Here is a 25,304-nt window from a genome sequence, read left to right as displayed (position 1 = left end):
ACAACCTGGCTCTTGTTGTTTTTGTACATGGCGATAGCCGCCATGCCGTAGGTGATGGAGCTGAATAACAGCAGTGCGGTTTCAACCAGAACGAACGGCAGTTCAAAGATGTCCTTGCCGGTCGGGCCGCCCGCTGTGCCGTTCACCAGAACGGCATAGGTTGCGAACAGACAGCAGAACAGAATGCAGTCGCTCATCAGGTAGATCCAGAAACCGAAGACTTTGGTCGGTCCTGTATCGTGGTGCGCATGCTCATGCGCGTGGGCAGTTGAGTGCGCCAGAGTATCAGTTGCCATTTTTCAGCCCCGCTTTAGAAATCTCGTCGAAATGCTGATTTTCCAGCTTCTCAACTTCACGGACTGGTACGTAGTAGTCCACGTCCTCGTCAAAGCTCTTCACAATCCAGCTGATTACGATGCCGGCGAAGCCAACAATCGCCATCCACCAGATGTGCCAGATCATTGCGAAACCAAATACCGTTGCGAAGGCGGCAATCACGATGCCCGCACCGCTGTTTTTCGGCATGTGGATCTCTTCGTAATGAGCAGGTTGCTTGTACGCTTCACCTTTCTCTTTCATTTCCCAGAATGCGTCACGTTCATGAACCTGCGGCACAATGGCGAAGTTATAGAAAGGAGGTGGAGAAGAGGTCGCCCACTCCAGCGTACGGCCACCCCATGGGTCACCGGTCAGGTCACGGTTCTGATCGCGGTCGCGAATAGACACGTAGAACTGAATCAGCTGAGACGCGATACCACAGGCAATCAGCACGGCACCGCCCGCTGCAACCATCAGCATTGGGTGGAACTGCGGATCGATCTGCTGGCTCAGGCGACGGGTCATACCCATGAAGCCCAGCACGTACAGCGGCATAAATGCTACGAAGAAGCCGATGATCCAGAACCAGAACGCGCGTTTACCCCATTTTTCGTTCAGCGTGAAGCCGAACGCTTTTGGCCACCAGTAGGTTACGCCAGCGAAGCAGCCGAAGACCACGCCACCGATGATAACGTTATGGAAGTGCGCAATCAGGAACAGGCTGTTGTGCAGAACGAAGTCAGCGCCCGGTACCGCCAGCAGTACGCCGGTCATCCCACCTACGGAGAAGGTTACGATGAAGCCGATGGTCCACAGCATCGCTGAGTGGAACACGATACGGCCCTGGTACATGGTGAACAGCCAGTTGAAGATCTTCACCCCGGTAGGGATGGCGATAATCATGGTGGTGATACCGAAGAAGGCGTTTACGTTCGCGCCCGCACCCATGGTGAAGAAGTGGTGCAGCCAAACGATGAACGACAGAACGGTAATACACACGGTTGCCCACACCAGAGAGGTGTAACCAAACAGACGTTTACGCGAGAAGGTTGCCGCGATTTCGGAGAACACACCGAACACAGGCAGAACCAGAATGTACACTTCCGGGTGACCCCAGGCCCAAATCAGGTTGATGTACATCATCATGTTGCCACCCATATCATTCGTGAAGAAATGGGTGCCCAGATAGCGATCCAGGGTCAGCAGCGCGATGGTGACGGTCAGAATTGGGAAGGAGGCAATAATCAGGATGTTGGCGCACAGAGATGCCCAGGTAAATACCGGCATCTTGAACATGGTCATGCCAGGGGCACGCATCTTGATAATGGTCACGAAGAAGTTGATACCGGTCAGGGTTGTACCAACACCGGAGAGCTGAAGCGCCCAAATCCAGTAGTCGACGCCAACGCCAGGACTGTACTCAATTCCTGACAGCGGTGGGTAAGCCAGCCAACCGGTCTGCGCGAATTCGCCCACACCCAGTGACAGGTTAACCAGGATAACGCCGACAACCGTGAACCAGAAGCTCAGGTTGTTCAGGAACGGGAACGCCACGTCGCGCGCGCCGATTTGCAGCGGAACGACAACGTTCATCAGACCGATAACCAGCGGCATCGCCACGAAGAAGATCATGATAACGCCGTGGGCGGTAAAGATCTGATCGTAGTGGTGCGGCGGCAGGAAGCCGGCTTCACCCGCAGAAGCGAGTGCCTGCTGGCTACGCATCATGATCGCATCCGCAAAGCCACGAATTAACATGACGATACCGACGATGCAGTACATGATACCGAGTTTTTTGTGGTCAACCGAAGTCAGCCACTCGTTCCACAGGTAGCTCCACTTACCGAAGTAAGTGATCAGGGCCAGTAAGGCCGCGCCACCAATGATAATTGCAGCCACCGTAACCACGATAATCGGTTCATGGTAGGGCACTGCATCCAGTGTCAATTTTCCGAACATTTTCTTCCTCGGCCCCTTAGTGAGCGGTTTCCGCGTGGCTCATGTCCATGCCTTCCATACCTTCGTGCGCGCTGTGCTCGCCTTCTGGCTGGGTCATGTCCATGCTCTTGCCGTGATCCATAAATTTGCCAATAACATCTTTGAACAAATGAGGTTTCACATTAGAGAAGTACTCCACCTTGTTGTATTCGCTTGGTGCAGCCACTTTTTCGAACGCCGCCATGTCAGACATGGTGTTTGGAGACTGCTTCGCTTTTTCAACCCACTGGTCGAAAGCGGCACGGTCTGGCGTCGCAATAGCTTTGAACTTCATACCTGAGAAGCCCGGGCCGCTATAGCTGGCGGAGATACCATCATAGGTGCCTGCTTCATTCGCGATCAGATGCAGGTTGGTCTGCATACCGGCCATCGCGTAAATCTGGCTACCCAGACGTGGGATGAAGAAGGAGTTCATTACGGAGTTGGAGGTCACTTTGAACTGAACCGGAGTGTTCGCCGGGAAGGCGATTTCATTCACGGTAGCAATACCCTGCTCTGGATAGATGAAGAACCATTTCCAGTCCATGGAGACCACTTCAATGGTAATAGGTTTCTCATCGTGAACCAGCGGTTTGCTTGGCTCAAGTGCGTGAGTGGTTTTCCAGGTCAGCACGGCAAGGAACAGGATGATCAGAATAGGTACCGTCCAGACCACAGCTTCCACTTTATTGGAGTGTGACCAGTTAGGGCTATACTTCGCATCTTTATTGCTCGCACGATACTTCCAGGCGAAACCAACAGCCATCAAAATGGCAGGAATAACCACAATCAACATCAGGCCAAAAGCCGTCAATATCAGTGAACGTTGTTCCAGTCCAATCTGTCCTTTGGGGTCTAGTAGTGCAGAATCACAGCCACTGAGTAATACAGTGCCCGCGAATAATGACAACCATCCCAAACTTTTATTGTATTTCCCGAGTCTCATTTAACGACCTCAATTCCACGGAGTCTGGTGGCGTTTAAAGTGTGCGGGCATTTTACGGGAAGGTTACATTACTGTAAACATCATTAGGCCTGTGTCAGGAAGGTGTTACCGGGTTCTGCCGCACGTGTCACAAGTGTTGCAAATTATGTCGGTTTTTATGACCGAAGCCGCACGGCATGGGCTTTATAACGAAAGGACCCCCAAGCATACCCTAAAAGGGGCAATTGGTATAACCATTGTTGAAAATAAACAAAAAATTAACAATTAATTATCAATAAAAAGACATATAAAAAACGAAAAATCAAACTCTCGTATGCTGAATCGTTTAATGAAAAATAGCGTTTTGGAATAGGAGCCAATAATTTCCAAATCCTATCCCGCACAAAACAACAAATATTTTTTTTGCGCCTGGCGGCTATTTCGTCGTTATAATTTCGGTTAGTGATTACAACGGGAAATAACCTTTCGCATTTTTCTTCAGGTCATCTGCGTTTTACGCAACGCCATGAAATCAAGCAGACCTCCGATCAGGATCCCGGCGATAGCAAGCAGGGCGCCTGCGTCCAGCAGAAGGGCTTCGAAAGGGAGTGCCAGAGAGGTGCTGGCATTGATAATAAGCACCACGAGCCAGAGCGCCAGAGCACTGCAGCCCGCCATTAACAGACGTAACGCAAAACGGTAGGCGCGGTGATATTCGGTGCGCGGCATAAAGTGTTCTGTTCGCTGGGTATATTCCAGCGTCTGACGGCAGACCAGCAGCAATAAAATTCCCGGCACGGCAGCTACGACCGAGAAGAGATAAAATGTTGGCCAGCCGTGGGCTTCCACGAACCAGCCGGCAATCGGGCCAACGTACACTCGGCCAACGGCTGAGAGCGCCGAGAGCAGAGCGAACTGGGTGGCTGAAAACGACTTATTGCACAGGGTCATCAGCAGGGCGACAAACGCCGCAGTGCCCATGCCGCCGCAGAGGTTTTCGAAGAATACCGCTGTGGCCATGCTGATCGTATGTTTGTCGGTAACCGACAGCAGCCAGTAGCCTGCGTTAGAGGCACCCTGAAGGATGCCGAAAATTAGCAGCGCGCGAAACAGGGTCAGACGCTGCATCAGCACGCCGCCATAAAGCGCGCCGACGATGGTCGCAAACAGCCCAAGCGTTTTATTCACCACGCCTACTTCACCGGCGTCAAAACCGACGCCGCGGATCAGGAAGGTGGTGGTCAGGCTCATGGCGAAAGCATCGCCCAGCTTATAAAGGACGATAAGCAACAGGATCAGCCAGGCGTTGTTGCGGCCAAAAAAGTCACGCAGCGGTTCGGCGACGGCCTGCTCCAGCGAGCGGGGTACCGGAATAACGTCACTCGGTTCGGGCGCGAACAGCGTCGCGATAATGCAGGGGACAAGCAGGGCGGCCATCAGCCAGTACATACCCTGCCAGCCGAGGTACCTGTCGGCGAGCCACAGCGCCAGCCCGCCGGAAACCAGCATCCCGAGGCGATAGCCCAGCACGCTGATTGCTGCACCAGCACCGCGCTCTTCTGCAGGTAACACGTCCGTCTTCCAGGCGTCGAACACGATATCCTGAGAGGCGGAACAGAAAGCAATCACTACCGCAAGTGCGGCCATCCAGCGAAGCTGGGTGGTGGGTTCAAGAAGGCCCATACCCGCAATAGCCAGCAGCAGCAGAATCTGCGTCATCACTAACCAGCCGCGCCGACGCCCGAGGAAAGGCGGCGTGTAGCGATCCATGACCGGAGACCACAGGAACTTAAAGACATAGGCCTGGCCGACAAGCGAGAAGAACCCAATGGTTTTAAGATCGATGTTTTCAACCGTCATCCACGCCTGAAGCGTGCCGGAAGTGAGCGCGAGGGGTAAACCCGAGGCAAAGCCGAGGATCAGCAGAATCGCTGATTTCGGTTGCTGGAAAATGCGTAAGTAATGGCTGGACATGTTCTTATAAAACTGACCCGGTGATACACCGGGTCAGCGAGCGGGATTAACGCGCGTTCTGCTTGATGAAGTCGTGAATGCTGGTGTCCTGCGCCATATCGGCGATGGTATCGGTCAGCACGCTGTTAACGGCGTTAGCAATGTTCTGGTTGGAGGCCTGGAACGCACCTTCAACAGAATAGCTGGCGCGGTAGTTTTTGGTCATCTTGTTGCCATTCTTCGCGGTGGCAATGATGGCGATATCCGCTTTGGTCGCGATGTTGTAGCGCACGTTGCCCTGAGACACGTCAGCGTACAGGTTGTTCACGATGATCTGCAGATCGACCGCGCCGCTTGGGCCAATCATATACCCGCGAGCGGTCATCTGTTTCTCCAGCACTTCCTGCAGCAGGAAGCGCAGGTCACGGGACGCGGTGAGGGTAACCTGCTGGTTATCGCGGGTCACTTTAGCCAGCGCCTGATCCTGACGCTGATCGGCGCCGTTAATGCTCACGGTGACGCCCATCAGGCTTGGGTCCTGCTGAGGCAGGGTGATTTTTGGTGAGACATCAATAGTGGTAGGCGGGGTAGCGCAGCCTGCCAGCATAAAAAGGGCTACCAACGGAAAGAAGAGTTTTTTTAACATTTTCGGGTTCTCAACGAATCGTAAGCATTTAAAGAGAAAAATTGTCGTCATCATAACATCGCCAACGGCGAGGGGAAGTGGTCAACGCATGTAAATTCATCGCCTTGTCCGAAAACTGACCAGTTCACCGTTTTTCCCAAACCGTGTATGACAAAACGTATGAGTCTCACAGTGAACTTCATTCGTTTGAATGAGAAAATCAGACGAAAGCTAAATATTTGTTGTCAAGGTGTAATGGAAACGGTAAAAGCGGCTAACATTTAAAGGGATGGGTGACATCCTGGCGTTGTCGGAGGAGTAATTTCATGATGATACGTGAGCATATAGAAGATAAATTAAGGGCAGCGTTCAACCCTGTGTTCCTCGAAGTCGTCGACGAAAGCTATCGTCATAACGTGCCGGCAGGTTCTGAAAGCCACTTTAAAGTGGTTCTGGTTAGCGATCGCTTCACGGGAGAACGTTTCCTGAATCGACACCGCTTGATCTACAGCACCTTGACGGAAGAACTCTCCACGACCGTGCATGCGCTGGCACTGCATACCTACACCATTAAGGAATGGGAAGGTCTGCAGGATACGGTTTTCGCATCGCCACCTTGTCGCGGTGCAGGCACTATCGCCTGATAAATCGGATTTGCAACGGCTGGAGCTTTTCCAGTATGTTGCTTAGAGATTTCCTCAAAACGGCCTCCGGGCCGTTTTGTTTTGTCTGAGTTTTGAGCGGATGGTGCGATTTTAAGGCTAAAAATAGCCTTAAAGTGTGAAAAAAGCCGCAGCAACATGCCCCAACCGTTCTCGACTCACCTAAGTGATGCCGCTATAATGCCGCGTCTTATTGAATGTCTTCGGGATGATTCTGGCGACAGGGAATGTGAATCTGCACTAAGAGAGCATCCCGGTATAACAGACAGATTCAGAGTTGACCGAGCACTGTGATTTTTTTGAGGTAACAAGATGCAAGTTTCAGTTGAAACCACTCAAGGCCTTGGCCGCCGTGTAACGATTACTATCGCTGCTGACAGCATCGAAACTGCTGTGAAAAGCGAGCTGGTCAACGTAGCAAAAAAAGTACGTATTGACGGCTTCCGCAAGGGCAAAGTACCAATGAATGTTGTTGCTCAGCGTTATGGCGCTTCCGTGCGTCAGGATGTGCTGGGTGAACTGATGAGCCGCAACTTTATCGATGCGATCATCAAAGAAAAAATCAATCCGGCCGGTGCGCCGAACTACGTTCCAGGCGAATACAAACTGGGCGAAGACTTCACCTACTCTGTAGAGTTCGAAGTGTACCCGGAAGTTGAGCTGAAAGGTCTGGAATCTATCGAAGTTGAAAAACCAGTTGTTTCCGTGACTGACGAAGACGTTGACGGCATGCTGGATACCCTGCGCAAGCAGCAGGCGAACTGGAAAGAGAAAGAAGGCGCTGTTGACGCTGAAGACCGTGTCACCATCGACTTCACCGGTTCTGTAGACGGCGAAGAGTTCGAAGGCGGTAAAGCGTCTGACTTCGTACTGGCAATGGGCCAGGGTCGTATGATCCCAGGCTTCGAAGACGGTATCAAAGGCCACAAAGCTGGCGAAGAGTTCACCATCGACGTGACCTTCCCGGAAGAATACCACGCTGAAAACCTGAAAGGGAAAGCAGCGAAGTTCGCTATCAACCTGAAGAAAGTTGAAGAGCGCGAACTGCCAGAACTGACTGAAGAATTCATCAAGCGTTTCGGCGTGGAAGATGGTTCTGTAGCGGGTCTGCGTACCGAAGTGCGTAAGAACATGGAACGCGAACTGAACGGCGCGGTGCGTAACCGTGTGAAATCTCAGGCGATCGAAGGTCTGGTTAAAGCCAACGAAATCGACGTTCCAGCTGCCCTGATCGACAGCGAAATCGACGTTCTGCGCCGTCAGGCTGCACAGCGTTTCGGTGGCAACCAGCAGCAAGCGATGGAACTGCCACGCGAGCTGTTCGAAGAGCAAGCGAAACGCCGCGTTGTTGTTGGCCTGCTGCTGGGCGAAGTGATTCGTACCCACGAGCTGAAAGCTGACGAAGAACGTGTGAAAGGCCTGATCGAAGAGATGGCTTCTGCATACGAAGATCCATCAGAAGTGATCGAGTTCTACGGTAAGAACAAAGAACTGATGGACAACATGCGCAACGTTGCCCTGGAAGAGCAGGCTGTTGAAGCGGTACTGGCGAAAGCGAAAGTGACCGAAAAAGCGACCTCTTTCAACGAACTGATGAACCAGCAGGCGTAATTTCGCCCCAACGGTTTAAAGTTTGAACAGAAAACCCGTTGCCTTGCGGCAACGGGTTTTTTTTATCGCAGCTATAGCCCAGGAAGAGTGCTAAAACGCCCTTTCGGTGTTAGCGTAACAACAAAAGGTTGTTATGCTTGAAATAGGGCACTGTAAACCCCATAAGTACGTAATCACGATGAATGAGACTGGCTGATAATCCGTCCGTAAGGTTACAATCAGTACAGCAGGTGTTTTCAATTTTGATCCAGGAGACGGAAATGTCATACAGTGGCGAACGAGATAACTTTGCACCCCATATGGCTCTGGTGCCAATGGTTATTGAACAGACCTCACGTGGTGAGCGTTCTTTTGATATCTATTCCCGTCTGCTCAAGGAACGCGTTATCTTTCTGACTGGCCAGGTGGAAGACCATATGGCTAACCTGATCGTGGCGCAGATGCTGTTTCTGGAAGCGGAAAACCCGGAAAAAGACATTTACCTGTACATTAACTCCCCGGGTGGCGTGATTACAGCAGGGATGTCCATTTATGACACCATGCAATTCATCAAACCTGATGTAAGCACTATCTGTATGGGTCAGGCTGCATCTATGGGCGCGTTCCTGTTAACAGCAGGAGCGAAGGGTAAGCGTTTCTGCTTGCCAAATTCCCGCGTGATGATTCACCAGCCGCTGGGCGGTTATCAGGGGCAGGCGACGGATATCGAAATCCACGCCCGCGAAATTCTGAAAGTAAAAGCGCGCATGAATGAACTTATGGCGCAGCATACGGGTCAACCACTCGAGCAGATCGAGCGCGATACCGAGCGCGATCGCTTCCTCTCTGCTCCAGAGGCAGTTGAGTACGGCTTAGTCGACTCCGTGTTGACCCATCGTAATTGATGCCCGCGACGCGAGTGTGCCGCTATACTAAGGTAGGGCGGCACGCTGCTCATTGCAGCTTGCGTCTTAGAATGGCATTTGCGTCGTCATGTGCGGCACAAAGAACTTAAAAAGAGGTTTGGACTCATGACAGATAAACGCAAAGATGGTTCGGGCAAACTGCTGTACTGCTCTTTTTGCGGCAAAAGCCAGCATGAAGTGCGTAAACTGATTGCCGGGCCGTCCGTGTATATCTGCGACGAATGTGTCGATTTATGTAACGACATTATTCGCGAAGAGATTAAAGAAGTCGCACCGCACCGTGAGCGCAGCGCGCTGCCAACGCCGCATGAAATTCGTCATCACCTTGACGACTACGTCATCGGACAGGAGCAGGCCAAGAAAGTGCTGGCGGTAGCGGTCTATAACCACTACAAACGTCTGCGTAACGGCGACACCAGCAATGGCGTAGAACTGGGTAAAAGTAACATTCTGCTGATCGGCCCAACCGGTTCCGGTAAAACGCTGCTGGCTGAAACCCTGGCGCGTCTGCTCGATGTTCCGTTCACGATGGCGGATGCCACCACCCTGACCGAGGCCGGTTACGTGGGTGAGGACGTTGAAAACATCATTCAGAAACTGCTGCAGAAGTGCGATTACGACGTACAGAAAGCCCAGCGCGGGATTGTTTACATCGATGAGATCGACAAGATCTCCCGTAAATCAGACAACCAGTCCATCACCCGTGACGTATCGGGTGAAGGCGTACAGCAGGCACTGCTGAAACTGATTGAAGGTACGGTTGCCGCCGTTCCGCCACAGGGTGGTCGTAAACATCCGCAGCAGGAGTTCCTGCAGGTTGATACCTCCAAGATCCTGTTCATCTGTGGTGGTGCGTTTGCTGGTCTGGATAAAGTCATCTCCCACCGTGTTGAAACCGGCTCCGGCATTGGTTTTGGCGCAACGGTGAAATCGACGTCCGAAAAACCAAACGAAGGCGAGCTGCTGTCTCAGGTTGAACCGGAAGATCTGATCAAATTCGGTCTGATCCCTGAGTTCATCGGCCGTCTGCCGGTTGTGGCAACGCTGAATGAGCTGAGTGAAGACGCGCTGATCCAGATCCTGAAAGAACCGAAAAATGCGCTGACCAAGCAGTATCAGGCGCTGTTCAATCTGGAAGGCGTTGACCTGGAATTCCGCGACGAAGCGCTGGATGCTATTGCCAAGAAAGCGATGGTCCGTAAAACCGGTGCTCGTGGTCTGCGTTCAATTGTTGAAGCAGCACTGCTCGACACCATGTACGATCTGCCGTCGATGGAAGATGTTGAGAAAGTGGTGATTGACGAGTCCGTTATTAGCGGTCAAACCAAGCCGCTGCTGATTTACGGCAAACCTGAAGCGCAGCAGGCATCTGGCGAATAATTCACCAAACCATACAAGCAGTTAATCAAAAAGGGGGGATTTTATCTCCCCTTTACTTTTTCCGTATTCATAGCGTTGAATGTGTGGGAAACATCCCCATATACTGGATACATGTTAATGGTTATGTGAAGCACAGTGACATGACCAGCTTACCTGGCGGACACTAACTAAGAGAGAGCTCTATGAATCCTGAGCGTTCTGAACGCATTGAAATCCCCGTATTGCCGTTGCGCGATGTGGTGGTTTATCCGCACATGGTCATACCCTTATTTGTAGGGCGGGAAAAATCTATCCGTTGCCTTGAAGCCGCCATGGATCATGATAAAAAAATCATGCTGGTGGCGCAGAAAGAAGCATCAACGGATGAGCCGGGTGTAAACGATCTTTTCACCGTCGGGACCGTGGCCTCTATTTTGCAGATGCTGAAGCTGCCTGACGGCACCGTGAAGGTGCTGGTAGAAGGCCTGCAGCGTGCGCGTATTACCACTCTGTCAGACGACGGCGAACACTTCTCTGCCAAGGCAGAGTACCTTGATTCGCCTGAGCTTGATGAGCGCGAGCAGGAAGTACTGGTTCGCACCGCGATTAGCCAGTTTGAAGGCTACATCAAGCTGAACAAGAAAATCCCACCAGAAGTGCTGACGTCGCTGAACAGCATCGACGATCCTGCGCGCCTGGCGGACACCATCGCTGCACATATGCCGCTGAAGCTGGCTGACAAGCAGTCCGTGCTGGAAATGTCCGACGTTAACGAGCGTCTGGAATACCTGATGGCGATGATGGAGTCTGAAATCGATCTGCTGCAGGTTGAGAAGCGCATTCGCAACCGCGTGAAAAAGCAGATGGAGAAATCTCAGCGTGAGTACTATCTGAATGAGCAAATGAAGGCCATTCAGAAAGAACTGGGCGAGATGGACGACGCGCCGGACGAAAACGAAGCCCTGAAGCGTAAGATCGACGCGGCGAAGATGCCGAAAGAGGCGAAAGAGAAGGCCGAAGCAGAACTGCAGAAGCTGAAAATGATGTCTCCAATGTCGGCTGAAGCGACCGTTGTACGCGGCTACATTGAGTGGATGGTGCAGGTTCCGTGGAACGCCCGCAGCAAGGTCAAAAAAGACCTGCGTCAGGCACAGGAAATCCTGGATACCGACCACTACGGCCTGGAACGCGTGAAAGACCGCATTCTTGAGTACCTCGCGGTACAAAGCCGTGTAAACAAAATTAAAGGGCCAATTCTGTGCCTGGTAGGACCGCCGGGGGTGGGTAAAACCTCTCTGGGTCAGTCCATCGCCAAAGCGACCGGACGTAAATATATCCGTATGGCGCTGGGTGGCGTGCGCGATGAAGCGGAAATCCGCGGTCACCGCCGTACCTACATCGGTTCTATGCCGGGTAAACTGATCCAGAAGATGGCGAAAGTGGGGGTTAAAAACCCGCTGTTCCTGCTCGATGAGATCGACAAAATGTCGTCGGACATGCGTGGCGACCCTGCATCTGCACTGTTGGAAGTGCTTGATCCAGAACAGAACGTGGCGTTCAGCGATCACTACCTGGAAGTGGACTACGACCTGAGCGATGTGATGTTCGTAGCGACCTCCAACTCCATGAACATTCCGGCCCCGCTGCTGGATCGTATGGAAGTGATCCGTCTCTCGGGCTATACCGAAGACGAGAAGCTGAATATTGCTAAGCAGCACCTGCTGCCGAAACAGATTGAGCGTAACGCGCTGAAAGCCAACGAGCTGACCGTTGAGGACAGCGCGATTATCGGCATCATTCGTTACTACACCCGTGAAGCGGGCGTGCGTAGCCTTGAGCGTGAAATCTCAAAGCTGTGTCGTAAAGCGGTGAAACAGCTGCTGCTGGATAAGAGCCTGAAACACATTGTGATTAACGGCGACAATCTGCATGCCTATCTCGGCGTTCAGCGCTTCGACTACGGCCGCGCGGACAACGAAAACCGCGTTGGTCAGGTGACCGGGCTCGCATGGACGGAAGTGGGCGGCGATCTGCTGACCATCGAAACCGCCTGTGTACCGGGTAAAGGCAAACTGACCTACACCGGCTCGCTGGGTGAAGTGATGCAGGAATCCATCCAGGCTGCGCTGACCGTGGTACGCGCGCGTGCGGAGAAACTGGGAATTAACCCTGATTTCTACGAAAAACGCGACATCCACGTGCACGTACCTGAAGGGGCGACGCCAAAAGATGGTCCAAGCGCGGGTATTGCCATGTGTACCGCTCTGGTTTCCTGCCTGACCGGGAACCCGGTGCGTGCCGATGTGGCAATGACCGGTGAAATTACGCTGCGTGGCCAGGTTCTGCCGATTGGTGGTTTAAAAGAAAAACTGCTGGCGGCACACCGCGGTGGGATCAAAACCGTATTGATCCCTTACGAAAACAAACGCGATCTGGAAGAGATTCCGGACAACGTGATTGCCGATCTGCAGATCCATCCTGTTAAGCGAATTGAGGAAGTTCTCAGTCTCGCTTTGCAGAATGAACCCTCCGGAATGCAGGTTGTAACCGCAAAATAGTGACCTCGCGCAAAGAGCGTCAATAAAAACAAGGCTGGTAAGTGATTTCGCACTTGCCAGCCTTTTTTTGTATAGCTAATTTAGATTGCTGATTAGGTCAGCCATCAACAACGGGTGTTGTAAGGTCATGGCAGGCCTGATATAACTGCTGCGCGGTCGCGTTGTGAAGGATTCAGGCGCGATATAAATTATAAAGAGAGGAAGAGAACAGTGAATAAATCTCAACTGATTGACAAAATTGCTGCTGGTGCTGATATTTCTAAAGCTGCAGCTGGACGTGCGTTAGATGCATTAATTGCTTCTGTTACTGAATCTCTGCAGGCTGGGGACGACGTTGCACTGGTAGGCTTCGGTACTTTTGCTGTTAAAGAGCGTGCTGCCCGTACTGGCCGCAACCCTCAGACCGGTAAAGAGATCACCATTGCTGCTGCTAAAGTGCCGGGTTTCCGTGCAGGTAAAGCGCTGAAAGACGCAGTAAACTGATTGCTCTCCCGTTTCAGGGAAGCCGGAAAGTACAAGGGCGCATCATTTGATGTGCCTTTTTTGTTTGTCCAGACCTGATTTGTGCGAGTTTATGCGAGTTGTGGGCTGACAATCGCCCCGTTTTCTTGTCACAATACGCCTTCACGCGCGACGGGCAGGATTTTCCGTCAGCGTCAGGTAACCAGTCACCTACAGCGGAGTGTTGTTACACCATGATGGACAGCTTACGCACGGCTGCTAACAGTCTCGTGCTCAAGATTATTTTCGGTATCATTATCGTGTCGTTCATATTGACCGGCGTGAGCAGTTACCTTATTGGCGGTGGTGCAAACTACGCCGCAAAAGTGAATGGCCAGGAGATCAGCCGCGGTCAGTTCGAGAATGCTTTTGCCGGTGAACGTAACCGTATGCAGCAACAGCTGGGCGACCAATTCTCTGAACTGGCGGCGAACGAAGGGTACATGAAGACTCTGCGCCAACAGACGTTGAACCGTCTTATCGACGAAGCGCTGCTCGATCAGTATGCCAAAAAACTCGGCCTTGGCATTAGTGATGAGCAGGTGAAAAAAGCCATCTTCTCCACCCAGGCCTTCCAGTCTAACGGTAAATTCGACAACGCGCGTTACAACAGTATCGTCAACCAGATGGGGATGACGGCCGATCAGTACGCTCAGGCGCTGCGTAACCAGCTGACCACCCAGCAGCTCATCAATGCTGTCGTGGGCACCGATTTCATGCTCAAAGGTGAAACGGACGAACTGGCCGCGCTGGTGGCACAGCAGCGTGTTGTACGCGAAGCGACCATTGATGTTAACGCCCTGGCGGCGAAACAGCAGGTGAGCGACGCTGACGTTAACGCCTGGTACGAACAGAACAAGAATTCTTTTGTTTCTCCAGAGCAGTTCCGCGTGAGCTATATCAAGCTGGATGCGGCCGCGCTGCAGGAAACCGCGTCTGATGCAGAGATCCAGTCTTACTACGATCAGCATCAGGATCAGTTCACTCAGCCCCAGCGTAACCGCTACAGCGTGATTCAGACGAAAACTGAGGCTGATGCTAAAGCGGCGCTCGATGAGCTGAACAAAGGCGCTGATTTCGCGACCGTTGCGAAAGCGAAATCCACCGACATTATCTCGGCGAAAAACGGCGGTGATATGGGCTGGCTGGAAGACGCGACCACGCCTGACGAGCTGAAAAATGCCGGTCTGAAAGAGAAAGGCCAGCTTTCTGGCGTCATTAAGTCTTCCGTTGGTTTCCTGGTCGTGCGTCTGGACGACATCACCGCGGCGAAAACCAAGCCGCTGGCTGACGTCCGCGATGATATCGCAGCGAAAGTGAAACAGGAAAAAGCGCTGGATGCCTACTACGCGCTGCAGCAGAAGGTTAGCGATGCTGCCAGCAACGACAACGAATCTCTGGCAGGTGCAGAGCAGGCGGCGGGCGTGAAGGCGGTTGAAACTGGCTGGTTTGGTCGTTACAACCTGCCGGAAGAGCTGAACTTCAAGCCGGTTTCTGATGCCATCTTCAACGGTGGTCTGGTGGGCGAGAACGGCACGCCGGGCAGTAACTCTGACATCATTACCGTCGACGGCGATCGTGCATTTGTGTTGCGCGTCAGCGAGCATAAGCCAGAAGCGGTCAAACCGCTGGCGGAAGTGAAGGATCAGGTCGTCGCTCAGGTTAAGCACAACAAAGCGGAACAGCAGGCGAAACTGGATGCTGAGAAGATTCTGTCCGATCTGAAAGCGGGTAAAGAAGACGCGCTGAAAGCGGCTGGCCTGAGCTTCGGTGAAGCGAAAACGCTGAGCCGTACCGGTCAGGACCCTATCAGCCAGGCCGCGTTTGGTCTGACTCTGCCTGCGAAGGACAAGCCAAGCTTCGGTACCACCACCGATGCGCAGGGTAACGTCGTTCTGCTGGCGCTGGATGAAGTGAAAGCCGGCACCTTACCAGAAGCGCAGAAGAAAGCCATGGTTCAGGGAATTACCCAGAACAATGCCCAGATTGCCTTCGAAGCCATGATGAGCAACCTGCGTAAAGAAGCCAAAATCAAGCTGGGTGATGTAATGACTCAGCAGCAGTAATTACGTGTCTGCTCGCAGATTTTCGTAACGCTCTGCAAAAACTAAAGGCCGCTTTCGCGGCCTTTTCCATTTCTGCAATCTGCTGTTTGTGCCGGTTTGAAGTGGCGGCTATCTTGACGTGGCTGTCAACAAACAAGGAGATAACAGCATGAAATGTGGAATCAAAGCACTGTTAATTACGCTGGCTATTGCCACCACCGGGATGAGCGCGGGCGCGATGGCGTCGGCTCCCGCCGCCAAATCACAAACTACCCAGAGCAAGTCCGACGCGGCAGCGCCGGTGCAAGGGCAAACCAAAGCGATTGACGCCGGTAAAAATGCGGATGATGACGGTACGCGGGTCAGTATCAATTCTGCCTCTGCGGAAGATCTGGCCCGCGCGATGAATGGTGTCGGCCTGAAAAAAGCGCAGGCAATCGTCAGCTACCGCGAAGAGTATGGTCCTTTCAAAACGGTCGACGATCTCAAACAGGTGCCGGGCATGGGCAGCGCGCTGGTTGAGCGCAACCTCTCACACCTGACATTGTAATCACGCAATTTCTTGCACTGCGGCAAAATTTTGCCAGGATAAAGAGGTCATACCAGTTATGACCTCTCATCCTACAATAACAGTAAAGGCTATTGCGCTATGCAGACAAAAATCAAAGTACGCGGTTTTCATCTCGACGTTTATCAGCATGTGAACAATGCCCGCTATCTTGAGTTTCTTGAAGAAGCGCGCTGGGACGGGCTGGAAAACAGCGAAAGCTTTCAGTGGCTGACCGCGCACAACATCGCGTTCGTGGTCGTCAATATCAACATCAACTACCGCCGTCCGGCCGTGCTGGGCGATGTGCTCACGGTGACAAGCCAGGTGCAGCAAATCAATGGAAAAAGCGGGGTGTTAAGCCAGGTGGTGACGCTCGATCCAGAAGGGCAGGTGGTGGCTGATGCGCTGATCACCTTTGTCTGTATCGATCTGAAAACGCAGAAAGCGCTGCCGCTCGAAGGTGAGTTGCGTGAAAAGCTGGAGTTGATGATCGCGTAAGACTTGTTAAGGCGTACTCGTGCTGTCGACACCCGTTTTGTGACAGCACGTTCAAGTAGCCCTATTTTAGGCCAGTCTTTTTCTGCATCGCGGCCATCACGCCGGCTTTATCGGCAAGATAGTGGTTCAGTCCGTTCGCGCGAAGATTACAGGCCGCGCACTGGCCGCAACCGTCGCCTTTGATACCGTTATAGCAGGTGAGCGTTTCGCTGCGAACCAGGTCCAGCTTGCCCCAGTAATCCGCCAGCGCCCAGGTTTCGGCTTTATCCAGCCACATGAGCGGAGTTTCAAAGCGCGTCTCTTTCGCCATCCCCAGATTGACGGCGTGGTTTAGCGCTTTCACGAACTCATCACGACAGTCCGGGTAGCCGGAGAAGTCGGTCTCGCAAACGCCCGTAATCACCGCTTCGGCTTTTACCTGGTAGGCGTAGATCGCCGTCAGGGTCAGGAAGAGGATATTACGGCCCGGCACGAAGGTATTCGGAATGCCGCTGGCATCAGGTTCGTAGTCCGGGACGGGAATACTGTCGCGTGTGAGGCTGCTCACGGCCAGTTCATTTAACAGCGTAACGTCCAGCACCTTGTGCGCGCGTGCGCCCAGTTTCAGGGCAAGTTCACGGGCAACGTCGATTTCAGCGCGGTGGCGCTGACCATAATCGAAAGTGACACAGTGAACTTCATCGTACTGATGAAGGGCCTGAACCAGGCAGGTAGTAGAGTCTTGTCCTCCGCTGAACACGACGACGGCACGTTTCATAAATCATCTCGACTGTTACGGTAAAAACGTTATGTTACCGTCTGCCTGTGGCGCCGACCAGCTTCTTCACGATTTAGGGGCGGGAAGCCAGGCTTCGGTAAAGTCAAACCAGCCGCGGGTATTGAGACGTATACCATTCACGCCTGGTGGAGCACTGATTTGGTATTGATAATTAAAGAGTGGTGTCAGCACTGCACTTTCCATTAACCGGTTGAAGATGGCTTGCAGCCCCGCGTGCCTATCCCGCGCCTCTGCCTGCGTCTGTACCGCATCCAGCGTCGCTTGCAAATGGGCGTAAGCCGGTGCGCTAAGAACGTGCGGCCAGAGGGCATCGCAGCGCAGCCACTGTTCCAGCGTATATTCCGGCGCTTCGCCAATAAGCCTGTCGCCCATCATGATGTCTGCATCTGCAAGCTCCAGGCATCCGTCCCACGTCTTGGCGTCGTGAAAGATGACGGTCAGTTCACACCCCTGTAGCGCCAGGTATGCCTTCAACTGGCTGGCCATAGTGTGAAGCTCAACAGGGAGATGATAAACAAGCGTCAATGCTTCAGGGAGGGTTACGCCCGATAAATCAGGCCATTCGGGAATGGTCCAGCCGGGAAGCAGTTCCTGAGTTGGCGTGATGAGCCCTTCGTTTAGTGGAAGGGTGTGGAGAAGCCGGGAGAGATGAATGATATTGATAAGCCGCTTTGCCTGGAGCTCACTCAGGCGTGCGCTCTGTTTTAGCGTAAGGTAACAGAACCCCAGGCTTGTGCTGCTGCTTACCAGCCGCAGACTTTCCAGCTCGTCGGCCTCGCCGATCGCGATTTGCACCGGGTGACGACAGCTGGTACCCAGCCTGTAATCAAAAAGCTGGGGTGTGATCCAATATTCGATGGCTTTGAGCAGCGGATGACTCAGGTGATACTGCTCATGGCTTTCCAGACGAACCAGATCGGGCTCAAAGGCAGCCAGCCGAAAGGGGCCAGAGCCAACCGAAGGATGGTCGGGATGCGCAAGACGGCTACAGTAGGTTGCCAGCCTGTGCGGTAGCCAGTAGTCAGGTTGATGCAGCGTAAACGTCAGACACTGTGGATGCGTTGTCTCAATATTTAAGACGCTCTGTAACAGGGTGCGCAGGGCGGGGAGCGTCAACAGCGCTGTCAGACTTCGCTGGAGTTGCGCCGTTTCTATTTTATCGCCGTTATGCCAGTGCAGGGTGGAGCGAATGTAGAAATGCCAGCGCATGCCGTCAGCAGAGACATCCCAGTGATGCGCCAGATCGCCCGTGGGTTCACTGCTGTTACCGTTAAAACGCGTCAAGCCTGAGAACACCTGTCCTGCCAGATGCTGCTCCGCCCGACCAGGTAAGAACCCCGGCTGCAGCGGCTCCAGGGAGCGATAGTAGGGAATGCGCAGCGTCGGCGTATCGTTTTGCCACTGCCCGCCCAAAAAAGGATGCAGTAATGATCGCAGCGCTTCAGGGGCAAGCTGGGCCAGTTCCAGCGCGTTATGCTGCTGCCCGCTCTTCAGCGCCTCCTCCATCATCGCATTGCGCAGTGACTCCGGCGCGACATGAAACGTCAGCTCACCGCGCTTGCCGCGGCCAGACTGCGCTCGCCAGCTCAGCCAGCCCGCCTCCTGGGCCTGACGCAGCAACGTTCGGACATGCCGCTCGCTGCAAAAACAGCGGGCAGCCAGCTCGCTGATAGTGACCTGTTGCGTTGCACCCAGGGAAGGCTGCCAGAGGCGGTGATACTGATTGAGTCGATTGAGCTGGCGCATAAGAAACCCGGAACAATAATTTTCATCTATTCACTATTACTTCCGTATATCTCACACGATACTGATGCACAAGTTAACCGCATCACATTTCGGGAGTAATCATGGCTCGGCTCGCTGCATTTGATATGGACGGTACGCTGTTAATGCCGGATCACCGTTTAGGGGAAAAAACCCTGAACACGCTGAAACGCCTGCACGAGCGTGATGTTACCCTGACGTTTGCCACTGGCCGCCATGTGCTGGAGATGCGCCATCTGCTTGGTGCGTTTTCCCTTGACGCTTTTCTGATCACCGGCAACGGTACGCGAATTCATTCTATAGAAGGCGATGTACTGCACCGTCAGGATCTCAATCCGGAAGTGGCGGATATCGTACTGCACAGCACCTGGGACACGAAGGCCAGTATCCACGTCTTTAACGATCGGGGTTGGTTTACCGGAAGCGAAATCCCGGAATTATTGCACGCGCATGTATACAGCGGCTTCAGGTACCAGCTTATCGATCTGCGTCGGATCCCCGCCCATGCGGTCACTAAGATCTGTTTCTGTGGCGATCACGACGATCTGTGTCGCTTACGGATTCAGCTGAATGAGGCGCTAGGCGACCGGGCGCATCTGACCTTCTCGGCGGTTGATTGTCTGGAAGTGCTGCCGGTCGGCTGTAACAAAGGTTCCGCTCTGGCGGTTCTGAGCGACCACCTGGGATTAACGCTGCAGGAGTGTATGGCGTTTGGTGATGCCATGAACGACCGCGAAATGCTGGGTAGCGTAGGTCGCGGTCTGATCATGGGGAATGCGATGGCGCAGCTGAAAGCAGAACTTCCCCATCTGCCGGTTATTGGCCACTGCCGCAATGAAGCAGTGTCTCATTTTTTGACTCATTGGCTGGACAACAACAATCTCCCGTATTCCCCCGAATAGTGAGACCCTTCCAGCAAGCCAGACTTCGGTCTGGCTTTTTTTATTTCACCAGTTCTGCAATCTGCGCTTTCCACGGGGCGATATCGCCGATATTGGCCTGCACCCACTCCGCATTGTAGTAAGTTTCAAGGTAGCGCTCTCCGCTGTCGCACAGCAGCGTGACGATGGAACCGGTGCGGCCCTCTTCGCGCATGCGTGCGGCAAGCTGCAGTGCTCCCCACATATTGGTGCCCGTCGATGCGCCCACTTTGCGGCCCAGCTGCGTTTCCAGCCAGTGTGCCGTTGCCACGCTTGCGGCATCCGCCACGCGCATCATCTCGTCCACCACGTCGGGGATGAAAGAGGGCTCCACGCGCGGGCGGCCAATTCCTTCAATTTTACTGCCCACCGGGCTGCGCAGGCCAGCATCGCGGTTTTGCCAGTAGTCGAGGAACACGGAGTTTTGCGGGTCAACCACCATCAGCTGGGTATCGTAGCCCTGACAGCGGATGTAGCGTCCGATCGTGGCTGACGTGCCTCCTGTACCGGCGCTCATGACAATGTATGACGGAACCGGATGTGGTTCGTGGGTCATCTGGCGGAAAATACTGTCGGCAATGTTGTTATTCCCGCGCCAGTCCGTCGCGCGCTCGGCGAAGGTGAACTGGTCCATATAGTGGCCGTTCAGCTCGCGGGCCAGCATTTCAGAAGCGGCGTAGATTTCGCAGGCGCTTTCCACAAAGTGGCAGCGTCCGCCGTAAAATTCGATCTGTTCGATTTTGCGTTTTGCGGTGCAGGACGGCATCACCGCGATAAACGGCAGGCCCAGCAGGCGGGCAAAATAGGCTTCGGACACCGCCGTTGAACCGGAAGAAGATTCAATGATAGTCGTGCCTTCTTTAATCCAGCCGTTACATAAACCGTATAAAAACAGCGAGCGCGCCAGGCGATGCTTCAGGCTGCCGGTAGGATGGGTGCTTTCATCTTTCAGATAGAGCTGAATGCCGTCAAATCCCGGCAGGTAAAGGCGAATCAGGTGCGTATCCGCCGAGCGCTGATAGTCGGCATTGATTTCGCTGATCGCATGTTTAACCCAGGTGCTATTCATCATCGTTATCCGTTTGTCATTTTGTGCCTAGGATAGCGAAAAGCACAGAAAAAATTGTTGCTATCTGGCCTTTAAAATAGAATGAAGGGAGAAAAATTTTCTCTGCGAGGTGGGTATGCTAGATAAAATTGACCGCAAGCTCCTTTCATTGCTGCAAAATGACTGTACCCTCTCTTTGCAGGCGCTGGCAGATGCCGTTAATCTGACCACCACCCCGTGCTGGAAGCGTCTTAAGAAGCTGGAAGATGACGGCATTCTTCTGGGGCGCGTCGCGTTGTTAGATCCCGAAAAGCTGGGGCTGGGGTTGACGGCATTTGTGCTGATAAAAACTCAGCATCACAGCAGCGAGTGGTATTGCCGCTTCGTCACTCAGGTGTCTGAGATGCCCGAGGTGCTCGGTTTCTGGCGTATGGCCGGAGAGTACGATTACCTGATGCGCGTCCAGGTGGCCGACATGAAGCGCTATGATGATTTCTACAAGCGGCTGGTGAACAGCGTACCGGGTTTGTCGGACGTCACCTCAAGCTTCGCCATGGAACAGATTAAATACACCACAGCATTACCCATTGAATAACTTCGTAAAACACCTTCAGGAACAAACCGCGTGCGATTATTTGCCCAATTAAGCTGGTACTTTCGTCGGGAGTGGCAACGCTACCTCGGTGCAGTCGCCCTGCTTATTATCATTGCCATCCTGCAGCTGATCCCGCCTAAAGTGGTGGGCTACGTCGTGGATGGCGTCACCGAACAGCATTACACCACCGCACGGGTGTTGATGTGGGTTGGCACGCTGGTGCTGACGGCGGTCATTGTTTATCTGCTGCGCTACGTCTGGCGCGTGCTGCTGTTTGGTGCGTCCTATCAGCTGGCCGTTGAGCTACGTGAAGATTTTTACTGCCAGCTGAGCCGACAGCATCCCGAATTTTATCTGCGCCATCGCACCGGGGATCTCATCGCCCGCGCGACGAACGACGTCGATCGCGTGGTCTTTGCTGCCGGGGAAGGGGTGCTGACGCTGGTGGACTCGCTGGTGATGGGCTGTGCGGTGCTGATCGTGATGTCTACGCAGATCAGCTGGCAGTTGACCCTGCTGGCCCTGCTGCCGATGCCGCTCATGGCGCTGGCGATTAATCGCTATGGTGAACAGCTACACGAGCGTTTTAAGCTGGCGCAGGCGGCGTTTTCGTCGCTGAACGATCGCACCCAGGAGAGCATGACCAGCATCCGCATGATCAAAGCGTTTGGTCTGGAAGACCGGCAGTCTGCGCTGTTTGCCGCCGATGCCGCGGACACGGGGGCGAAAAACATGCGCGTCGCGCGTATCGACGCCCGTTTCGATCCGACGATTTACATCGCAATCGGCATGGCAAATATGTTGGCCATTGGCGGCGGAAGCTGGATGGTAGTGCAGGGCACGCTTACCCTGGGGCAATTGACCAGCTTTGCGATGTATCTGGGTCTCATGATCTGGCCGATGCTGGCGCTGGCCTGGATGTTTAACATCGTGGAGCGCGGCAGCGCCGCCTACAGCCGCATTCGCGCCATGCTGGCCGAAGCGCCGGTGGTCAATGACGGCAGCGAAGTCGTACCGGAAGGACGCGGCGTCATGCATGTCGACGTCCGCAAGTTTGTCTATCCACAAACGGAGCATCCGGTGCTGGAGAACGTCAGCTTTACGCTTCAGCCGGGCCAGATGCTGGGCATCTGCGGCCCGACGGGATCCGGTAAAAGTACCGTGCTCTCTCTGCTCCAGCGCCACTTTGACGTCACCGAGGGCGATATTCGTTTCCATGATATCCCCCTGACGAATCTGCTGCTTGACGAGTGGCGTGGTCGCCTGGCGGTCGTCAGCCAGACGCCGTTTTTATTTTCGGACACCGTGGCGAACAACATCGCCCTTGGACGCCCTGGGGCGACGCAGGAAGAGATTGAACACGTGGCGCGTCTGGCCAGCGTTCATGATGATATTTTGCGTCTGCCTCAGGGGTACGAGACGGAAGTCGGGGAACGCGGCGTCATGCTGTCCGGCGGGCAAAAACAGCGTATCTCCATTGCCCGCGCGCTGCTGCTGAATGCTGAAATCCTGATTCTGGATGATGCACTTTCCGCCGTGGACGGCCGTACCGAGCATCAAATTCTGCATAACCTGCGCCAGTGGGGCGACGGACGCACGGTCATTATCAGCGCCCACCGTTTGTCTGCGCTAACCGAAGCCAGCGAAATTCTGGTCTTGCAGCACGGGCACATTGCCCAGCGCGGGCAGCATGAAACGCTTGCCGAGCAGCCGGGCTGGTATCGCGATATGTACCGCTATCAACAGCTTGAGGCGGCGCTGGACGATGCGCCGGAAGAAGATGAGGAGGCCGCCAATGCGTAAGCTCGGAACGATGTGGCCGACGCTCAAACGTCTGCTGGCCTACGGCTCGCCGTGGCGTAAACCGCTCTCCGTTGCCGTGCTTTTACTCTGGATTGCGGCGATTGCTGAAGTGAGCGGTCCTTTGCTCATTAGCTACTTCATCGACAATATGGTCGCCAAAAGCTATCTGCCCCTGGGGCTGGTGGCGGGGTTAGGCGTGGCCTACGTTGGCCTTCAGCTGGCGGCGGCAGGGCTGCACTATGCTCAGTCGCTGCTGTTTAACCGTGCTGCCGTGGGCGTTGTTCAGCAGCTGCGTACGGATGTGATGGACGCGGCGCTTCGCCAGCCGCTCAGCGAGTTTGATATCCAGCCGGTTGGGCAGGTAATTTCGCGCGTGACCAACGATACCGAGGTGATCCGCGATCTGTACGTCACCGTTGTGGCGACCGTATTGCGCAGCGCGGCGCTGATTGGCGCGATGCTGGTTGCGATGTTCAGCCTTGACTGGCGTATGGCGCTGGTGGCGATCACCATCTTCCCGGCGGTGTTGATCGTCATGGTGATTTACCAGCGTTACAGCACGCCGATTGTGCGCCGGGTTCGCGCCTATCTGGCCGACATCAACGATGGCTTCAACGAAGTGATTAACGGCATGAGCGTCATCCAGCAGTTCCGCCAGCAGGCCCGCTTTGGCGAACGCATGGGGGAAGCCAGCCGTTCGCACTATATGGCGCGTATGCAGACGCTGCGGCTTGATGGTTTCCTGCTGCGTCCGCTGCTGAGCCTTTTCTCGGCGCTGGTGCTTTGCGGGCTGCTGATGCTCTTTGGGCTGAGCTCAAACGGTACGATTGAGGTGGGCGTGCTGTACGCCTTTATTAGCTATCTGGGACGCCTTAACGAGCCGTTGATCGAGCTCACCACCCAGCAATCGATGTTGCAGCAGGCGGTGGTCGCCGGTGAGCGCGTGTTTGAGCTGATGGACAGGCCGCGTCAGGCCTACGGCAATGACGAGCAACCTCTGCAAAGCGGGACTATCGCCTTTGATAACGTATCGTTTGCCTATCGCGAAGATCGGCTGGTGCTGCAGGACATCACGCTTGACGTTCCGTCGCGCGGTTTCGTGGCGCTGGTGGGGCATACCGGCAGCGGTAAGAGCACGCTAGCCAGCCTGTTGATGGGCTATTACCCGGTCACGCGCGGCGAAATCCGCCTCGACGGGCGCCCGCTCGCGTCTCTCAGCCACACCGTGTTGCGTAAAGGCGTCGCGATGGTGCAACAGGATCCGGTCGTGCTGGCCGATACCTTCTACGCCAACGTGACTCTGGGACGAGACTACACTCAGGGACAGGTCTGGGACGTGCTGGAAAAAGTGCAGCTGGCAGAGCTTGCGCGCGGGTTTAGCGATGGGATAAATACCAGGCTGGGCGAGCAGGGGAATAATCTCTCTGTCGGGCAAAAGCAGCTCCTGGCGCTGGCGCGGGTGCTGATTGAAACGCCGCAGATCCTGATTCTGGATGAAGCCACTGCCAGTATTGACTCCGGCACCGAGCAGGCCATCCAGCAGGCACTCTCCGCCGTACGCGACCATACGACGCTGGTGGTGATTGCCCACCGTCTTTCCACCATCGTCGATGCCGATACCATTCTGGTGCTACATCGCGGACAGGCCGTTGAACGTGGTACCCACCGTGAACTGCTGGAAGCAAAAGGGCGCTACTGGCAGATGTACCAGCTGCAGCTGGCGGGCGAAGAGCTGGCGGCCAGCGTGCGCGATGAAGAGTCGCTTAGCGCCTGATGCACCAAAATGAGGCGGCGCACTAACAGTCATTCCTGTTGGTGCAAAACTGAAACGCACCATGCACCGGCATGGTGCGTTTTTTTTCACCAGTTCGTTTATCAAGGCCGTGTAATGCTCTGTGCGCCGCCGTTC

At 54.2% G+C, this 25,304-nt stretch carries 20 protein-coding genes and 1 pseudogene; 13 read left to right on the top strand and 8 right to left on the bottom strand.

Annotated elements, in window-relative coordinates; translation table 11 throughout:
- From ACWYRJ_RS04270 to ACWYRJ_RS04250, 5 genes and pseudogenes are all read right to left on the bottom strand, one after another.
- Positions 1–296: pseudogene (locus ACWYRJ_RS04270) on the bottom strand (cytochrome o ubiquinol oxidase subunit III); the annotation flags it as partial.
- The gene (gene cyoB, locus ACWYRJ_RS04265; protein ID WP_014168864.1) at positions 286–2,277 is read right to left on the bottom strand and encodes a cytochrome o ubiquinol oxidase subunit I; all 1,992 of its coding nucleotides are present in this window, start codon (positions 2,275–2,277) and stop codon (positions 286–288) included. The pseudogene ACWYRJ_RS04270 and the gene cyoB, both read right to left, overlap by 11 nt.
- 16 nt (positions 2,278–2,293) lie before the next feature.
- Positions 2,294–3,241 (bottom strand): cytochrome o ubiquinol oxidase subunit II, encoded by a 948-nt coding sequence (gene cyoA, locus ACWYRJ_RS04260; protein WP_455507467.1) that lies wholly within the window; start codon positions 3,239–3,241, stop codon positions 2,294–2,296.
- A 477-nt stretch (positions 3,242–3,718) separates the two neighbouring features.
- The gene (gene ampG, locus ACWYRJ_RS04255; protein ID WP_455507466.1) at positions 3,719–5,194 is read right to left on the bottom strand and encodes a muropeptide MFS transporter AmpG; all 1,476 of its coding nucleotides are present in this window, start codon (positions 5,192–5,194) and stop codon (positions 3,719–3,721) included.
- A 46-nt stretch (positions 5,195–5,240) separates the two neighbouring features.
- Entirely contained in the window at positions 5,241–5,819 is a 579-nt protein-coding gene (locus tag ACWYRJ_RS04250; RefSeq protein WP_023310568.1) for a lipoprotein, read from the bottom strand.
- A gap of 305 nt (positions 5,820–6,124) precedes the next feature.
- Between ACWYRJ_RS04250 and bolA the strand changes: the two genes are divergently transcribed.
- The 9 genes from bolA to ACWYRJ_RS04205 all read left to right on the top strand — a co-directional run bounded on the left by bolA (position 6,125) and on the right by ACWYRJ_RS04205 (position 16,487).
- The gene (bolA, locus tag ACWYRJ_RS04245) at positions 6,125–6,442 is read left to right on the top strand and encodes a transcriptional regulator BolA (protein ID WP_021241655.1); all 318 of its coding nucleotides are present in this window, start codon (positions 6,125–6,127) and stop codon (positions 6,440–6,442) included.
- A gap of 330 nt (positions 6,443–6,772) precedes the next feature.
- On the top strand, positions 6,773–8,071 hold the full coding sequence (gene tig, locus ACWYRJ_RS04240; RefSeq protein ID WP_023310569.1) for a trigger factor: 1,299 nt from the start codon (positions 6,773–6,775) through the stop codon (positions 8,069–8,071).
- Between the two features lie 260 nt (positions 8,072–8,331).
- Positions 8,332–8,955 (top strand): ATP-dependent Clp endopeptidase proteolytic subunit ClpP, encoded by a 624-nt coding sequence (gene clpP / locus ACWYRJ_RS04235; RefSeq protein ID WP_010428105.1) that lies wholly within the window; start codon positions 8,332–8,334, stop codon positions 8,953–8,955.
- A 126-nt stretch (positions 8,956–9,081) separates the two neighbouring features.
- Positions 9,082–10,356, top strand: a complete 1,275-nt coding sequence (clpX, locus tag ACWYRJ_RS04230) for an ATP-dependent protease ATP-binding subunit ClpX (protein ID WP_455507465.1) — start codon at positions 9,082–9,084, stop codon at positions 10,354–10,356.
- A gap of 182 nt (positions 10,357–10,538) precedes the next feature.
- Positions 10,539–12,893, top strand: coding sequence for an endopeptidase La (gene lon, locus ACWYRJ_RS04225; RefSeq protein WP_023334706.1), 2,355 nt, complete (start codon positions 10,539–10,541; stop codon positions 12,891–12,893).
- A gap of 210 nt (positions 12,894–13,103) precedes the next feature.
- Positions 13,104–13,376, top strand: a complete 273-nt coding sequence (gene hupB, locus ACWYRJ_RS04220; protein WP_002444653.1) for a nucleoid-associated protein HU-beta — start codon at positions 13,104–13,106, stop codon at positions 13,374–13,376.
- A gap of 212 nt (positions 13,377–13,588) precedes the next feature.
- A complete protein-coding gene (ppiD, locus tag ACWYRJ_RS04215; RefSeq protein WP_455507464.1) occupies positions 13,589–15,460 on the top strand; it encodes a peptidylprolyl isomerase in 1,872 nt (623 codons plus the stop codon).
- Between the two features lie 148 nt (positions 15,461–15,608).
- Complete coding sequence (locus ACWYRJ_RS04210; protein ID WP_133293886.1) at positions 15,609–15,989, top strand: helix-hairpin-helix domain-containing protein; 381 nt, start codon at positions 15,609–15,611, stop codon at positions 15,987–15,989.
- Between the two features lie 99 nt (positions 15,990–16,088).
- Positions 16,089–16,487 (top strand): YbgC/FadM family acyl-CoA thioesterase, encoded by a 399-nt coding sequence (locus ACWYRJ_RS04205; RefSeq protein ID WP_024906822.1) that lies wholly within the window; start codon positions 16,089–16,091, stop codon positions 16,485–16,487.
- A gap of 61 nt (positions 16,488–16,548) precedes the next feature.
- Here the strand turns inward: ACWYRJ_RS04205 and queC are convergent, their stop codons facing one another.
- Positions 16,549–17,244, bottom strand: coding sequence for a 7-cyano-7-deazaguanine synthase QueC (queC, locus tag ACWYRJ_RS04200; RefSeq protein WP_008503311.1), 696 nt, complete (start codon positions 17,242–17,244; stop codon positions 16,549–16,551).
- 66 nt (positions 17,245–17,310) lie between these two features.
- A complete protein-coding gene (locus tag ACWYRJ_RS04195) occupies positions 17,311–19,011 on the bottom strand; it encodes an SgrR family transcriptional regulator (protein ID WP_223581443.1) in 1,701 nt (566 codons plus the stop codon).
- Between the two features lie 101 nt (positions 19,012–19,112).
- Here ACWYRJ_RS04195 and cof point away from each other — a divergent pair, with 101 nt between their 5' ends.
- Positions 19,113–19,931, top strand: coding sequence for an HMP-PP phosphatase (gene cof, locus ACWYRJ_RS04190; protein WP_115874355.1), 819 nt, complete (start codon positions 19,113–19,115; stop codon positions 19,929–19,931).
- 40 nt (positions 19,932–19,971) lie between these two features.
- Here the strand turns inward: cof and ACWYRJ_RS04185 are convergent, their stop codons facing one another.
- A complete protein-coding gene (locus ACWYRJ_RS04185; protein WP_455507463.1) occupies positions 19,972–21,021 on the bottom strand; it encodes a PLP-dependent cysteine synthase family protein in 1,050 nt (349 codons plus the stop codon).
- A gap of 112 nt (positions 21,022–21,133) precedes the next feature.
- Here ACWYRJ_RS04185 and ACWYRJ_RS04180 point away from each other — a divergent pair, with 112 nt between their 5' ends.
- Genes ACWYRJ_RS04180 through ACWYRJ_RS04170 form a run of 3 tightly spaced genes read left to right on the top strand, consistent with a single transcriptional unit; the run spans position 21,134 to position 25,169 of the window.
- Positions 21,134–21,592: an Lrp/AsnC family transcriptional regulator gene (locus tag ACWYRJ_RS04180; RefSeq protein ID WP_023310581.1), complete on the top strand. Its 459-nt coding sequence runs from the start codon at positions 21,134–21,136 to the stop codon at positions 21,590–21,592.
- Positions 21,593–21,622: 30 nt separating this feature from the next.
- Positions 21,623–23,395: a SmdA family multidrug ABC transporter permease/ATP-binding protein gene (locus ACWYRJ_RS04175; protein ID WP_455507462.1), complete on the top strand. Its 1,773-nt coding sequence runs from the start codon at positions 21,623–21,625 to the stop codon at positions 23,393–23,395.
- The gene (locus tag ACWYRJ_RS04170) at positions 23,388–25,169 is read left to right on the top strand and encodes a SmdB family multidrug efflux ABC transporter permease/ATP-binding protein (RefSeq protein WP_149366112.1); all 1,782 of its coding nucleotides are present in this window, start codon (positions 23,388–23,390) and stop codon (positions 25,167–25,169) included. Before ACWYRJ_RS04175 ends, ACWYRJ_RS04170 begins: the two co-directional genes overlap by 8 nt.
- Positions 25,170–25,304: the final 135 nt, after the last annotated feature.

Source organism: Enterobacter sp. (assembly GCF_977039595.1).
Note: the sequence above shows the minus strand (reverse complement) of the source record. Positions and strands in the feature narration are given on the sequence as shown.

What these genes read in the sequence shown, in the direction of transcription:
- ACWYRJ_RS04195 (WP_223581443.1), bottom strand. Translation starts at nt 19,011, where the DNA reads ATGCGCCAGCTCAATCGACTCAATCAGTATCACCGCCTCTGGCAGCCT.
- ACWYRJ_RS04180 (WP_023310581.1), top strand. Translation starts at nt 21,134, where the DNA reads ATGCTAGATAAAATTGACCGCAAGCTCCTTTCATTGCTGCAAAATGAC.
- clpP (WP_010428105.1), top strand. Translation starts at nt 8,332, where the DNA reads ATGTCATACAGTGGCGAACGAGATAACTTTGCACCCCATATGGCTCTG.
- queC (WP_008503311.1), bottom strand. Translation starts at nt 17,244, where the DNA reads ATGAAACGTGCCGTCGTCGTGTTCAGCGGAGGACAAGACTCTACTACC.
- tig (WP_023310569.1), top strand. Translation starts at nt 6,773, where the DNA reads ATGCAAGTTTCAGTTGAAACCACTCAAGGCCTTGGCCGCCGTGTAACG.
- ACWYRJ_RS04185 (WP_455507463.1), bottom strand. Translation starts at nt 21,021, where the DNA reads ATGATGAATAGCACCTGGGTTAAACATGCGATCAGCGAAATCAATGCC.
- ampG (WP_455507466.1), bottom strand. Translation starts at nt 5,194, where the DNA reads ATGTCCAGCCATTACTTACGCATTTTCCAGCAACCGAAATCAGCGATT.
- cof (WP_115874355.1), top strand. Translation starts at nt 19,113, where the DNA reads ATGGCTCGGCTCGCTGCATTTGATATGGACGGTACGCTGTTAATGCCG.
- bolA (WP_021241655.1), top strand. Translation starts at nt 6,125, where the DNA reads ATGATGATACGTGAGCATATAGAAGATAAATTAAGGGCAGCGTTCAAC.
- lon (WP_023334706.1), top strand. Translation starts at nt 10,539, where the DNA reads ATGAATCCTGAGCGTTCTGAACGCATTGAAATCCCCGTATTGCCGTTG.
- ACWYRJ_RS04205 (WP_024906822.1), top strand. Translation starts at nt 16,089, where the DNA reads ATGCAGACAAAAATCAAAGTACGCGGTTTTCATCTCGACGTTTATCAG.
- ppiD (WP_455507464.1), top strand. Translation starts at nt 13,589, where the DNA reads ATGATGGACAGCTTACGCACGGCTGCTAACAGTCTCGTGCTCAAGATT.
- cyoB (WP_014168864.1), bottom strand. Translation starts at nt 2,277, where the DNA reads ATGTTCGGAAAATTGACACTGGATGCAGTGCCCTACCATGAACCGATT.
- ACWYRJ_RS04210 (WP_133293886.1), top strand. Translation starts at nt 15,609, where the DNA reads ATGAAATGTGGAATCAAAGCACTGTTAATTACGCTGGCTATTGCCACC.
- clpX (WP_455507465.1), top strand. Translation starts at nt 9,082, where the DNA reads ATGACAGATAAACGCAAAGATGGTTCGGGCAAACTGCTGTACTGCTCT.
- ACWYRJ_RS04170 (WP_149366112.1), top strand. Translation starts at nt 23,388, where the DNA reads ATGCGTAAGCTCGGAACGATGTGGCCGACGCTCAAACGTCTGCTGGCC.
- ACWYRJ_RS04250 (WP_023310568.1), bottom strand. Translation starts at nt 5,819, where the DNA reads ATGTTAAAAAAACTCTTCTTTCCGTTGGTAGCCCTTTTTATGCTGGCA.
- cyoA (WP_455507467.1), bottom strand. Translation starts at nt 3,241, where the DNA reads ATGAGACTCGGGAAATACAATAAAAGTTTGGGATGGTTGTCATTATTC.